A 12,537-nucleotide genomic window follows, 5' to 3' on the forward strand; every position below is an offset into this window, starting at 1 on the left:
GGGTTCCTTCCGGACGAGGGGATCAGACGAGGGCGGGGGCGACGACGTGCTGGTTGGCGGGGCGCGGGAGGCCGTAGCGCTCGCGCAGGGTGCTGCGGGTGCCGCCGTACTCGGTGCGGAGCAGCCCCCGGGCGCGCAGGATCGGTACGACGTGGTCGACGAAGGCCTCCAGCCCGGACGGCAGCACCGCGGGCATGATGTTGAAGCCGTCCGCGGCGCCCGAGGCGAACCACAGCCCGATGGTGTCGGCGACCTGCTCGGGCGTCCCGGCGAAGGTGAGGTGCCCGCGCCCGCCCCCCAGCCGCCCGATCAGCTGCCGCACGGTGAGCCGGTCGCGCCGGGCCAGCTCGACGACGAGCGTGTAGCGGCTCTTGGCGCCCTCGACGGCGCTCTCCGGCGGCAGGTCGGAGGGGAGCGGACCGTCCAGCTCCAGGGTGCCCGGGGCCAGTTGCAACAGCCGCTCCAGGCGGTCCACACCGTGCGTGTGCACGATGTGGTCCTCCAGGAGCCGCTCGTTCGCCCGTGCCTCGGCCTCCGTGGAGCCGATCACCGGGACGATGCCCGGCAGCACCTTGATGTGGTCGGCGTCCCGACCGGCGGCGACCGTCCGGGCCTTGAGGTCGGCGTAGAAGGCCCGCGCGTCCTCGACGGTCTGCTGGGCCGTGAACACCGCCTCCGCGTACCGGGCCGCGAACCGCTTGCCGTCCTCGGAGGAGCCGGCCTGCACGAGCAGCGGGTAACCCTGGGGTGAGCGGGGTACGTTGAGCGCGCCCTCGACGCTGAAGAACCGCCCCCGGTGCCGGGGCGGGTGGATCTTCGCGTCGTCGCCCCACACGCCCGCCGCCTTGTCGGCGACGATCGTGTCGTCCTCCCAGCTGTCCCACAGCTTCAGCGCCACGTCGAGGAACTCGGCGGCCCGCGCGTACCGCTCGGCGTGCGCCGGTTCGGCGTCCAGACCGAAGTTCCGGGCGGCCTCCTCGCCGGCGGTCGTGACGATGTTCCAGCCCGCCCGGCCGCCGCTGAGATGGTCCAGCGTGGCGAACTTGCGGGCCAGGTTGTACGGCGAGTTGTACGACGTGGAGGCCGTGGCGATCAGGCCGATGTGCTCGGTCGCCGTCGCCAGCGCGGTCAGCAGCGTGATCGGCTCCAGCGCCCCGGCGGGCCGCTGCGCGAGGTTGTTCCACAGCTGTGGGCCGTCGGCGAGGAACAGCGAGTCGAACGTGCCGCGCTCGGCGATCCGGGCGAGCCGTACGTAGTGGGCCAGGTCCACATGCGCGTACGGGTCGCTCTCCGGCAGCCGCCACGACGCCTCGTGATGGCCGGTGTTCATCAGGAACGCGTTGAGGTGCAGCTGTCTGCGGGTCATCGATGGTCCTCCGTGACACCGAGCGCGGCCAGCAGCCGCTCCCGGTACTCGCCGAGCAGGGGCTCGCGGTACGACCGCGGGTGCGCGCGGTCGATGGTGAGGTCGAGGCCGATCCGGCCCTTCTCCAGGACGAGCACCCGGTCGGCGAGCACGATCGCCTCGTCCACGTCGTGGGTGACCAGCAGCACCGACGGCCGGTGCCGCTCCCACAGCTCCCTGAGCAGCCCGTGCATCCGGATCCGGGTGAGCGCGTCCAGCGCCCCGAACGGCTCGTCGGCCAGCAGCAGTTCCGGTTCGCGGACCAGGGAACGGGCCAGGGCGGCGCGCTGGGCCTCACCGCCGGACAGCTCGCCCGGCCAGGCCCGCTCGCGGCCCTTCAGACCCACCTCCTCCAGGGCCGCACGGCCCCTGCGGCCGGCGTCCTTGCCCTCCGCGCCGAGCAGTACGTTGTCGAGGACCCGTCGCCAGGGCAGCAGCCGGGAGTCCTGGAAGACCACCGACACCCGCTCGGGCGCGGTGAGCTGCCCGGAGCCGGTGACGCCGTGGTCGAGTCCGGCGATCGCCCGCAGCAGGGTGCTCTTGCCGGAGCCGCTGTGCCCGAGCAGGGCCGTCAGCTGCCCGGCGGGCAGATCGAGGTCGATGCCGTCGAGGACCGTGCGCCCCTCGAACGACCGTGTCAAGCCGCGTAGCTGGACGGCGGGACGGGTCAGCTGCTCAGTGTGCGGCGCCATGACAGCACCCTCCGTTCGACGATACGGACCGCGCTGTCGGAGATGAGGCCGAAGACGCCGTAGACGACCAGGCCGACGAGGATGACGTCCGTCTGGCCGTAGTTCTGCGCCTGGAACATCATGTAGCCGAGGCCGCTGGTGGCGTTGATCTGCTCCAGCACCACCAGGCCCAGCCAGGAGCCGGTGACTCCGAGCCGCAGCCCGACGAAGAAGCCGGGCAGGGCGCCGGGGATCACCACCTGCCGGATGAACCGGAGCTTCGACAGGCCCTGCACCTCGGCGAGTTCGACGAAGCGGCTGTCGATGCCGGACAGCGCGGCGTGCGTGTTGAGGTAGATCGGGATGTAGACGACGATCGCGATGATGGCGATCTTGAAGGTCTCGCCGATGCCCAGCCAGAGGATGAACAGCGGGATCAGACCCAGAGTGGGGATGGCCCGGTTGAGGTTGACCGTCCCGTCGATCAGCGCTTCCCCGGTCCGGGTCAGCCCGGACGCCAGCGCGAGCAGGATCCCCACGGCCAGACCGATCGAGAAGCCGGTGGCCGCGCGCCGCAACGACGTCAGGATGTCGTCCGGCAGCGTGCCCGCGGACCACAGCCGGCTGCCCGTCTCCAGCACCGTCCAGGGAGCCGGGATCGCGCCCGGGTCGAGCAGCCCGGCGGCGGAGGCGACGCTCCACAATGTGAGGACGGCGGCGGGCCCGAAGAGCCGGGTGGCGGGCAGCCGCCTGCCCGGGGCGAGCCGCCGGCGCCTGCGCACCTGGTGCGTCCCCTCCACCGGGGCGAGCGGTGCGGGGGCCTTCGTGGTCGTGTGGGTCGTCGTGGTCACGGCGGTCACCTCCGGTACTCCGCGGGCACGGCCTTGGCCGCGAGGGACTCGAAGCGGTGGTCGAAGAGCTCGGAGACGTCGAACTTCTTCACGAAGCCGCCCTCGGCGAGCAGATCGGCGGTCTCCTGCTCCCACCGGATGGCCTCGTCCCAGCTGGGCGGGAACAGCGGCTTGTTGGCCAGCGCGGTGATGGCCTTCGCCTGGGGGAGCGTCAGGTTCTGCGTCCCGACGTAGAACTGCTCGTTCCACTCGTCGGGGTGCTCGTACGTCCACACCTGGCTCTTCGCCCAGTACGGGACGTACGCGGCGACCGCGGCGGCCTTCGCCCGGTCGTTCAGCACCGAGACCGGCGCCCACAGCAGGTTCAGCAGGTCCACCACGTCCGTGGTGACGGTGCGCGCGGACTTGTACTGCGCCAGGTAGGCGGGCGCCTGGCTGTTGGCGAGCGGGGCGATGTCCACCTGCCCGGACTGCAGGGCGGTGAGGAACTGGTTGCTGGTCAGCGGCACCAGCTCCACGTCGTCGTACTTCAGCCCGGCCTTCTTCAGCGCCCGCAGCAGGACGACACCCTGCGCCTGCCCCTGGGAGAAGGCCAGCCGCCTGCCCCGGAAGTCCGAGACCCTGCGGATGTCGCTGCCGGGCTTGGTGGCGAAGAGGTAGTTCGGCTTGCGGGTGATGTTGATCGCCACGATCTTCGCGTCGAAGCCCTGGTAATGCGCCTGGATCGGCGGGATCCCCGCGTTGTTGGCGACGTCCAGGGACTTCGCGCGGAAGGCGTTGATGACGTCGGGGCCCGCGCCGATGTTCAGCCAGTTGGACACCTTGAACGGCAGATCACGGAACCCGGCCAGCTTGAACTGCAACTGCTGCGCGCCCTGGTACGACGCGATCTTCAGGCTCGTCCCCGCGGGAACCTTGGAGGCCAGAGGAGCGTCGGACGCCGCCTCGGCCGCGGCGCTGTTGTCCGCGCAGCCGCTCAGTCCGGCTGCAGCGGCCGTCACACCGAGCAGTGAGGTCAGGAACAGGCGCCGGTCGACACCGGCGACGGAGGGCGAGGGCATGGGAGTACTCCCTGGTTATGGAAGACGGCACAGCACGCGGAATTCCCGGCGGAAAAGACGCCGGACAAGAAATTCACGCGAATGTCACAAAGGAAGGAGAAGGCGCTCCGTGAACGGGCGCCAAAGCGCGTCAACGGGTCAGCAACAGAGAGTGCGACAGCTCGTGAGCGGGGTCATGAACAGGATGTTCCTGGTCAGCGGCCCGACCTGTCAACATTCCGAGTTTCTGAATTAAATAGCCTCAGGTGACGCGGCCAGCGGATCCCGATAGAGAACGTCGAGCGCCACCGCACCACCGGCCACGGCCAGCACGGAATCCGGGAAACCGATCGGCGAGACGGTCGCGGCGCGATCCGCCCCGACCTCCTCCCGCAGCGCTGCGAGACAGTCCTCGCGGTGCATGGCCCCGATCTCCGTCACCACCACCTGCTCGGGGTTGAGCACGTCGAGCAGCAGCCCCACCGCACGCCCCGTCCGCCGCGACCGCTCCCGCAGCAGCTCCGCGGCCACCGTGTCACCGGCCGCGGCCGCGCCGACCACGTGCATCGGGTTCACCGCGTCGCCGACCCCCGCCTCGCGGGCCCGCGCGCACAGGGTGCGCTCGCTCAACTCGGCCTGCAGGCACCCCACCCGGCCGCAGCCGCACGGCTCCGTGCCGCCCGGCACCGGCAGATGGGCGATGGACCCGGCCTGGGAACGCGGCCCGTGGTGCACCTCGTCATGGGTGGCGAACGCCGCGTCGACCACGTTGCCCGCGAACAGGTGCAGCACACTGCGGCTGCCCCGCGCCTGCCCGAAGAGCCGCTCCGCGTTCACCAACGCCCGTGCGTGCCCGTCCACATGGACCGGCAGCCCGGTGCGCGTCCCGAGCACCCCCCGCACCGGCACCTCGCGCCAGCCCAGCAGCGGGTGCTCCACGACGGTGCCCGAGTCCCGGTCCACCCAGCCGCCCGCCGCGAACCCGACCCCGAGCGCCGTGCTGCCGGGGGCACCGGCGAGCAGCGCCGCCAGACCGTCGGCCGCCCGGCCCAGCACCCGCCCGGGCTCAGTGCCCGAGTGCTTCACCTCGCGCCGGGCCACCACACGGCCGCGCAGATCCAGCAGCGCGACCGTGGTGTACGGCACCGCCACGTGCACGCCGCCCACCACGAACCGGGAGTCGTCCAGGTCGACCGGCAGGTGCGGCCGGCCCACACCCCTGGACCGCCGCAGCACGGCGGACTCGCGGATGAGCCCCAACTCGGCGAACCGGGCGCAGTAGTCGGTCACCGACGCCGGTGACAGGCCCGTCAGCCGGGCGATGGTGCTGCGCGCGACCGGCCCGTGCTCCAGCACGGACCGCAGCACGACGCTCGCGCTGGTGCGGCGCCGGTCGCTGTCGGCGACACGGGGGATGGGGGACGTCAGAAGGGGAGCCGCGGTACGGGGCATGGGAGTCTTCCTGGAGGCCGGTCCGACACTGCGCCGTCTCGATCGGCGGACCGGATCCCTCCGCCCCGCCTCACAGAGGCCGGCGACAGGTGGCCGTGCCCTGGCGTCGCAGGTCGACGTAGCGACGCGACGAGAAGTACCGGGCCTGGGCAACCATGTCCGCGACGCTAGCAAAACGGCCCCGGGCTGCCCAGACGGCGACCGACGGGCGAGACGGCGTACGCGGCGCTTTGGCGGAAACCTACAGACGTCCCTCTGTCGGGCTCCGGTGGCACACGCCATCTCATCACCGTGACCGGCGTCACCCCGTCCTCGGTGTAACCGGCACCGTTTGTTCGGAAGCGACCAACCGCCGGTCCACGCCTTTGTGGACGGCTGACGGTGATCGGGGCGAGGACGCTGGGATAGCGTCACCGTGTCCCACCGGCCCTCACCCCCGCGGAGTCCCCATGAGCACCGCTGCCGCCACACCCGCCCGCGCCGGACAGGTCCTCGCCGACCTGCTCCCCTCCCCCAAGCTCTCGGCGGCGCTCGAGCAGGGCGGTGCCCCCACCCGAGTCCGGGACGCGGCCCTCGTGCTCGGCGGCGCCGCGCTCACCGGCCTCGCCGCCCAGATCTCCGTGCCCGTGCCGGGCTCCCCGGTGCCGGTGACCGGCCAGACCTTCGCCGCGCTGCTCGTCGGCACGTCCCTCGGCGCGGGCCGCGGCTTCCTGGCGCTGGCGCTGTACGCCCTGGCGGGCATCGCCGGCGTGCCCTGGTTCGCCGGCGCCTCCTCCGGTGTCGCCCCCTCCTTCGGCTACATCCTCGGCATGATCCTCGCCGCCACCGTCGTCGGCGCCCTGGCCCGCCGCGGCGCCGACCGTTCGGTGCTGCGCACCGCCGGCGCGATGCTGATCGGCGAGGCGATCATCTACGCCGTCGGCGTGCCCTACCTGGCCCTGGCCACCGGCATGTCCGCCACCGCGGCGATCGCGGCCGGTCTCACGCCGTTCCTCATCGGCGACGCGCTGAAGGCCGCCCTGGCGATGGGCGCCCTGCCGACGGCCTGGAAGTTCGCGAACAAGCGCTGACACCACGGGCGTTGCCGAGAGGCCCGCCGGGGGCACGATGCTCCCGGCGGGCCTCTTCGCGTACCCGGGACGCGGCAGGGGCCGGATCAGCCCTCCCCAGCCCCCGGCCGCCGCCGCTGGGACCACCACATTCCGGCCATGCCCGCCGCCAGCAGCGACGCCCCGGCCGCACCCAGCGGCAGCAGATCACGGGCCGGTCCGGTCTTCGGCAGCTCCTTGCCACCCGGCCCCGCCGGTTCGTTGTCGGTGCCGAGCAGCAGGGGCGTGGCCGGTGCGTCCGGCGACGGATTGCTCGTGCCGAACGGCACCGGGCCCTGCTGCCAGAAGGTCTTCTTCCCGTCGCTCGTCTGCACGGGCAGACAGATCTTCCCGGTCTTGCCGAGGTCGAACGTCGCGTCGACGGCGTACGACTTCGACGCACCCGCGGCGAGATTGTCGATCGGGCATGCGAATCCACTGTTCGAGCCCTCGGGAAGTCCCTTCTCGGGTATCGCCGAACACCCCTCGACGTTCTTGACGACAAGCCCGTCGAAACCGACGACCAACAGCCTGATCTTTCCGCTGTCCTTGCTCCCCTCGTTCTTCACCGTTGCGGTAATCGCCGTCTTTTCGGAACTGTTGTCCACCGAGATCTTCCCGGGCAGTGTCGTGGAGAGCTTCACCCCTGCCGGGGCGGCGTCAACCACCTTTCCCCCCTTGCCGCTCGCAGGTCCTTCGTCCTCCGCGCCGGCCGTTCCGGAAAGGATCAACACCGCCGAGAAAGATGCCATGACCAGCGATCCCGTGACCACTGTTGTACGACGAGAACTCATGTTCGTCCCCCTTGCGTCCCCCTGGGCTGCGCCTGAATTCGCAGCACTGAAAGAGGTACCACAAGATTTCGCGGCACTATCCTGGTACGGCGCGAAGTGTGACCGTTGTGTTTCACTGGAGTTGGTCGCGGGGTCGTGGAGGGGGTGCAGCGGATTGCCGGGGAATGCGAACAGCGGCGGTGTTCCAGGGATATTGGTGACGGGACGCTATCGGTTGGTCGAGAGTATCGGCCAGGGGGGAATGGGGCGGGTGTGGCGAGCCGCCGACGAAATTCTCGACCGGCAGGTCGCCGTCAAGGAAATGCGGATCGACGGACTCGACGCGGAGGACAGCAGGACCCGCCGTGAACGCACCCTGCGCGAGGCCAGGGCTACGGCCCGGATCGACCACCCCAACGTCGTACGGATCTACGACGTGGTCGACGAGGGAGAACGCCTGTGGATCGTCATGGAGTTGGTGGCGGGCCGCTCCCTCGAACGGATCCTCGCGGAGGCCGGGCCGCTGAGCCCCGGCCAGACGGCCCGCCTCGGCCTCGGTCTGGTCGCCGCGCTGCGGCAGGTGCACGCACGGGGCGTCCTGCACCGCGACATCAAGCCCGGAAACGTACTGGTCGAGCACGCGGACGGGGTGGCCGGATCCGCACGCGACAACGGCAACGGTTCCGGCCCCGCACGACGCGTCGTGCTGACGGACTTCGGCATCGCGGCGATCCAGGACGCGGAGGCGCTCACCATGGTCGGCATGCTGGTCGGCTCGCCCGACTACATGGCCCCCGAGCGCATCTCCGGCCGTCCCCAGGGGCCGCCGTCCGACATCTGGTCCCTCGGCGCGACCCTCTGCGCGGCCCTGGGCGGCCGCTCCCCGTTCTCCCGCGACACCACACTGGCGACCCTGCACGCGGTCCTGTACGAGGAGCCCGAACTGCCCGCCGCGCCGGGGCCGTTGCGGGACATCCTGACGTCCCTGCTGGCCAAGGAACCGTCGGCGCGCCCGGACCTCGACGCACTGGAGACGGCGCTGCACCCGGTGGCGTTCCCGGCCCCGACACCGACGGTGGCGGTGGCGGCAGCGGCGGGGGTGGGGGCGGGGCTGGGTGACCCGGAGCCGGAAGGGGTGGCGGGTGGGGGATTGCCGCCGGGGCCTGAGCGGAAGCTGCCGGCCGACGGGGAGTTGCCGTCGACTCGGGGGCAGGGTGCGGTGGCGGGTGGGGAGTTGCCACTGAGCCGGGGGCCGGTTTCCGCGGCGGGCGGGGGGTCGCCACCGAGCCCCGAACGGAAGCGTCCGGCGGACGAGGCGGCCCTGCCGAGCCTGGAGCGGACACGTGCCGCCGAGTGGAGGTCTCCGGTGGACGAGGCGGCGCCGTCGAGCCAGGAGCGGACCCCCGCCCCCGAGTGGAAGCGTCCGGTGGACGAGGCGGCGCCGTCGAGCCTGGAGCGGACCCCCGCCCCCGAGTGGAGGCCTCCGGTGGACGAGGCGGCCCTGCCGAGCCTGGAGCGGACCCCCGCCCCCGGGCTGGACCCCACACCCCTCGGCGAACAACGGCCGGCCCCACCACCGCGGTCGCGGGCGCCTCTCTCCGCAACCTCGCCGGAGCCGGAATCACCCACCCCTGCCCACCTCCCGGCTCCGCCTGACCCGGCGCCTCGGGATCCCCGCCGACCCGCCCCCGCCCCGGGCCCGCACCACCACCCCACACCCCCGGCACCCCCCACCTCCACCACAGCCGCTGCGGCCGCGGCGAAGGCCCAGCCGGCGGCACCCCCGGGTGAAGGCCGCGCCGTCGGCACCACCCACCGCGCGGGCCCCGGCCCCGTCTCCCTCAGCCGCGCCCAGGCGGAGACGGAACGCCGTCCGCACCCGACGCCCCCGCCGATGCCACCGGGCGAGCTCCCCGGACCGGCCGTCCCGGCCGCACCCCGCACCCGCCGCTCCCGCACCCTTCGCCGTACGGTGCTCACCGCAACGGCGGCCCTCGCCACCGCCGGCACCGTCGCAGCCATCCTGCTGGCGACGTCATCGGGCTCACCCGGCGGCAGCGACGGGACTCCCCGAGCCGGCTCTTCGGCGTCCGCGCAGCCCACCTCGGGGGACCCCACCGAGGGCCCCGCGAAGGCCGGCACCCCCGCCCCCACCGTCGAGGGCACCACCAGGCCGCGGACCCTGCCGCCCGGCACACACCGGGAGGCCGGTGGGTTCGCCTGGGCGACGCCCGACGGCTGGCGGCGCGACGTGAAGACGGGCGCGGAGGTGCACTACACCTCCCCGGACGGCTCCCAGGAACTGGTCGGCAAGTCGTCCCTGGCCCGGGGCGACCTGCTGGAGACCTGGCAGACCTCGGAGCGCAACGCCCACCAGGGCCAGGACTACCGCAAGATCCGCCTGGAGGAGACGACGTTCCGCGGCCACCCGGCGGTGGTCTGGGAGTACACGTTCACGCTGAGGGGCGTCCACTGGCACGCCCGCCTGCTCGGCTTCAACGTGACCGGCAAGTCGTACCAGGTCAACACGTGGTACGAGGCGGGGATCGAGGAGGAGGCACTCGCCATCTACGCGAAGGTCAGGGACAGTTTCACGGTGCTGTGAGCAACCTCGGGCAAGCGCGGGCAAGCATGGGCAAACGAGAAGGGGCCCGTGGTGCGCGACAGCACGCACCACAGGCCCCGTTCACGGCGAACGGCGAGCGGCTGAAGGATCAGCCGGCCGACACCTCGTTCCGCTCCTCACCCTGCACCTGCGGGGCGTCTGCGGCCGTCCGCCCCCCGCGCAGCCCCTTCTTCACGAAGGCGATGACGAGCACCACCGCCGCGACGAGCAGCGACAGCAGGATGGTCTGACGCCCGTCGTGCTCGGTGTCGGTGAGCATGTAACCGAGGATGAACACGATCAGCGCGGCAGTCGCCCAGGTCAGGTACGGGTACAGCCACATCTTCACGACGAGCTTCTCGGGCGCCTCGGCCTTGATGATCTTCCGCATGCGCAGCTGGGAGAAGCAGATCACCAGCCACACGAACAGGGCGACCGCGCCACTGGAGTTCACGAGGAAGAGGAAGACGGAGTCCGGGAACTTGTAGTTGAAGAAGACGGCGACGAAGCCGAAGGCGACGGAGGCGAGGATCGCCGTGCGCGGCACGCCGTTGGAGGTCGTGCGGGCGAAGGCCTTCGGCGCGTCACCGCGCTGGCCGAGGGAGAAGGCCATGCGGGAGGCGGTGTAGAGGCCGGAGTTCAGGCAGGACAGCACCGAGGTCAGCACGATGAAGTTCATGATCTGGCCGGCGTGCGCGATGCCGAGGGAGTCCAGCGCGGCGACGTAGGAGCCGTCCTTGGCGATGGACTTGCTGTCCCAGGGCAGCAGGCACACGACGACGGCGATCGAACCGAGGTAGAAGACGGCGACGCGCCAGATGATGCTGTTGGTGGCCTTGGTGACGGCCTGCCGCGGGTTCTCGGACTCGCCGGCGGCCAGGGTGGCGATCTCGCTGCCCATGAAGGAGAAGACGACGAGCAGCACACCGGTGAGGATGGCGCCGGCCCCGTTGGGCAGGAAGCCGCCGTGCGCGGTGAGGTTGCTGATGCCGGCCTGCTCACTGTCCACGCCCGGGAGCAGGCCGAACACGGCCAGTCCGCCGATGACGATGAACGCGGCGATCGCGACGACCTTGATGCCCGCGAACCAGAACTCGAACTCACCGTAGGAGCCGACGGAGACCAGGTTGGTCGCGGTCAGCACCAGCATCACGATCAGGGCCCAGCCCCACTGGGGCACGGCCGGTATCCAGCCCTCCAGGATCACCGCACCGGCGGTGGCCTCGACCGCCAGCACGACGACCCAGAAGAACCAGTAGAGCCAGCCGATGGAGAACCCGGCCCAGGATCCGAGGGCCCGGTCGGCGTGCGCGGAGAAGGAACCCGAGGTGGGGTTGGCGGCCGACATCTCGCCGAGCATCCGCATCACCAGCACCACGAGCGTGCCGACGAGGGCGTACGACAACAGGATGCCGGGACCGGCGGTGGCGATACCGGAGCTGGACCCCACGAAGAGGCCGGCTCCGATGACACCGCCGATGGCGATCATCGAAAGATGCCGGTTCTTGAGTCCGGCCTGCAGCCCGGAGCCCTCGGCTCCGGGTTCTCCGGGCCCTCCGGGGTCGTTTCCGGTCTTGTTCATGGTCGGCTGCGAGGTCATGGAACGGATTTCCTTTGCGCCGGGGAGCTGTACTTCCGTACGAACCGCCCGAGCCGCACGAACGGGGTGTGTCGGGGCATGACGGTGTACGGGTGGCCCGTACGAGCGGTGTACGAGCCGGTCCAGTGAATCGGAGGCGAACGGATAGGAGAACCTTTGAATCCAGATTGTTACTTGAGGTTTTCCTGAGGTTCCGTAACGGGGCTCACATTTGCCTCAGGTTCTTGTGAGCGCCACCCCGCGCGCCTTCCCCGAAACACCCGTGTCACACTCATCCCATGCGCGTGTACCTCGGCTCGGACCATGCGGGCTACGAACTCAAGAACCACCTCGTCGAGTGGCTGAAGGCGGCGGGTCACGACCCCGTCGACTGCGGCCCGCACATCTACGACGCCCAGGACGACTACCCGCCGTTCTGCCTCCGCGCGGCGGAGCGCACGGCCGCGGACCCCGACGCCCTCGGCGTCGTCATCGGCGGTTCGGGCAACGGCGAGCAGATCGCCGCGAACAAGGTCAAGGGCGTCCGCGCGGCCCTCGCCTGGAGCGAGGAGACGGCGTCCCTGGGCCGCCAGCACAACAATGCGAACGTCGTCGCGGTGGGCGCGCGCATGCACTCGCAGGACGAGGCGACGAAGTTCGTGGAGACCTTCCTCGCCACGCCGTTCTCCGGTGACGAACGTCACATCCGCCGGATCGACATGCTGTCGTCCTACGAAACGACGGGCGACCTCCCCCCGATCCCCCCGCACCACCCCCAGCAGTAAGCTTCCCCACCCCCAGCCCGAGGGGCTCCGCCCAGGAGCCCCAGGGCGGAGGGGAGACCGGGCGAGGGGCGAACGAGGCCGCGGACGAAGCGGCGCCGAAGCCCACGAGGGGCGAGGGCCAAGCTCCGGAGGGAGTGGGGGTCACGCCCTGGAGGGAGCCAAGGGGGGCGAGGGCGAAGCCCGAAGGGGTGCGGGGGACGCAGTCCCCGCCGGGGCTGGGGCGGAGCCCCGAGGTCTTTCGACCCGAGCCCTCTCAGTAACCGCGCCCGGGCGAAGCGTGGGCAAAAC

10 protein-coding genes are annotated in these 12,537 nt (G+C 71.4%); 3 read left to right on the forward strand and 7 right to left on the reverse strand.

From position 1 onward, the window contains the following. Positions 1 to 22 precede the first annotated feature (22 nt). The 5 genes from AB0937_RS03150 to AB0937_RS03170 all read right to left on the reverse strand — a co-directional run bounded on the left by AB0937_RS03150 (position 23) and on the right by AB0937_RS03170 (position 5,419). On the reverse strand, positions 23 to 1,366 hold the full coding sequence (locus AB0937_RS03150; RefSeq protein ID WP_366709201.1) for an LLM class flavin-dependent oxidoreductase: 1,344 nt from the start codon (positions 1,364 to 1,366) through the stop codon (positions 23 to 25). Continuing rightward, positions 1,363 to 2,097, reverse strand: a complete 735-nt coding sequence (locus AB0937_RS03155; RefSeq protein ID WP_366709202.1) for an ABC transporter ATP-binding protein — start codon at positions 2,095 to 2,097, stop codon at positions 1,363 to 1,365. The genes AB0937_RS03150 and AB0937_RS03155 overlap by 4 nt, the downstream gene beginning before the upstream one ends. Next, positions 2,073 to 2,936 carry an ABC transporter permease gene (locus AB0937_RS03160; RefSeq protein ID WP_366709203.1) on the reverse strand — a complete coding sequence of 288 codons (864 nt, stop codon included), beginning with the start codon at positions 2,934 to 2,936 and terminating at the stop codon, positions 2,073 to 2,075. Before AB0937_RS03160 ends, AB0937_RS03155 begins: the two co-directional genes overlap by 25 nt. Next, the gene (locus tag AB0937_RS03165; protein ID WP_366709204.1) at positions 2,933 to 3,988 is read right to left on the reverse strand and encodes an ABC transporter substrate-binding protein; all 1,056 of its coding nucleotides are present in this window, start codon (positions 3,986 to 3,988) and stop codon (positions 2,933 to 2,935) included. Before AB0937_RS03165 ends, AB0937_RS03160 begins: the two co-directional genes overlap by 4 nt. Positions 3,989 to 4,219: 231 nt before the next feature. Beyond that, complete coding sequence (locus AB0937_RS03170) at positions 4,220 to 5,419, reverse strand: ROK family protein (RefSeq protein WP_366709205.1); 1,200 nt, start codon at positions 5,417 to 5,419, stop codon at positions 4,220 to 4,222. A gap of 449 nt (positions 5,420 to 5,868) precedes the next feature. Here AB0937_RS03170 and AB0937_RS03175 point away from each other — a divergent pair, with 449 nt between their 5' ends. After that, complete coding sequence (locus tag AB0937_RS03175; protein WP_366709206.1) at positions 5,869 to 6,489, forward strand: biotin transporter BioY; 621 nt, start codon at positions 5,869 to 5,871, stop codon at positions 6,487 to 6,489. A gap of 86 nt (positions 6,490 to 6,575) precedes the next feature. Here the strand turns inward: AB0937_RS03175 and AB0937_RS03180 are convergent, their stop codons facing one another. Next, positions 6,576 to 7,301: a hypothetical protein gene (locus AB0937_RS03180; RefSeq protein ID WP_366709207.1), complete on the reverse strand. Its 726-nt coding sequence runs from the start codon at positions 7,299 to 7,301 to the stop codon at positions 6,576 to 6,578. Positions 7,302 to 7,497: 196 nt separating this feature from the next. On the opposite strand from AB0937_RS03180, the gene AB0937_RS03185 reads away from it, so the two are divergent. Beyond that, on the forward strand, positions 7,498 to 9,885 hold the full coding sequence (locus AB0937_RS03185; protein WP_366709208.1) for a protein kinase: 2,388 nt from the start codon (positions 7,498 to 7,500) through the stop codon (positions 9,883 to 9,885). Positions 9,886 to 9,994: 109 nt separating this feature from the next. Here AB0937_RS03185 and AB0937_RS03190 read toward each other — a convergent pair whose 3' ends face one another. Beyond that, on the reverse strand, positions 9,995 to 11,485 hold the full coding sequence (locus AB0937_RS03190) for an amino acid permease (protein WP_366709209.1): 1,491 nt from the start codon (positions 11,483 to 11,485) through the stop codon (positions 9,995 to 9,997). Between the two features lie 278 nt (positions 11,486 to 11,763). Here AB0937_RS03190 and AB0937_RS03195 point away from each other — a divergent pair, with 278 nt between their 5' ends. After that, positions 11,764 to 12,249, forward strand: coding sequence for a ribose-5-phosphate isomerase (locus AB0937_RS03195; RefSeq protein ID WP_352099323.1), 486 nt, complete (start codon positions 11,764 to 11,766; stop codon positions 12,247 to 12,249). Positions 12,250 to 12,537 lie beyond the last annotated feature (288 nt).

It is taken from the genome of Streptomyces sp. NPDC047880 (assembly GCF_040706515.1).
GTDB lineage: Bacteria > Actinomycetota > Actinomycetes > Streptomycetales > Streptomycetaceae > Streptomyces.

What these genes read in the sequence shown, in the direction of transcription:
- AB0937_RS03150 (WP_366709201.1), bottom strand. Translation starts at nt 1,366, where the DNA reads ATGACCCGCAGACAGCTGCACCTCAACGCGTTCCTGATGAACACCGGC.
- AB0937_RS03155 (WP_366709202.1), bottom strand. Translation starts at nt 2,097, where the DNA reads ATGGCGCCGCACACTGAGCAGCTGACCCGTCCCGCCGTCCAGCTACGC.
- AB0937_RS03165 (WP_366709204.1), bottom strand. Translation starts at nt 3,988, where the DNA reads ATGCCCTCGCCCTCCGTCGCCGGTGTCGACCGGCGCCTGTTCCTGACC.
- AB0937_RS03170 (WP_366709205.1), bottom strand. Translation starts at nt 5,419, where the DNA reads ATGCCCCGTACCGCGGCTCCCCTTCTGACGTCCCCCATCCCCCGTGTC.
- AB0937_RS03175 (WP_366709206.1), top strand. Translation starts at nt 5,869, where the DNA reads ATGAGCACCGCTGCCGCCACACCCGCCCGCGCCGGACAGGTCCTCGCC.
- AB0937_RS03180 (WP_366709207.1), bottom strand. Translation starts at nt 7,301, where the DNA reads ATGAGTTCTCGTCGTACAACAGTGGTCACGGGATCGCTGGTCATGGCA.
- AB0937_RS03190 (WP_366709209.1), bottom strand. Translation starts at nt 11,485, where the DNA reads ATGACCTCGCAGCCGACCATGAACAAGACCGGAAACGACCCCGGAGGG.
- AB0937_RS03195 (WP_352099323.1), top strand. Translation starts at nt 11,764, where the DNA reads ATGCGCGTGTACCTCGGCTCGGACCATGCGGGCTACGAACTCAAGAAC.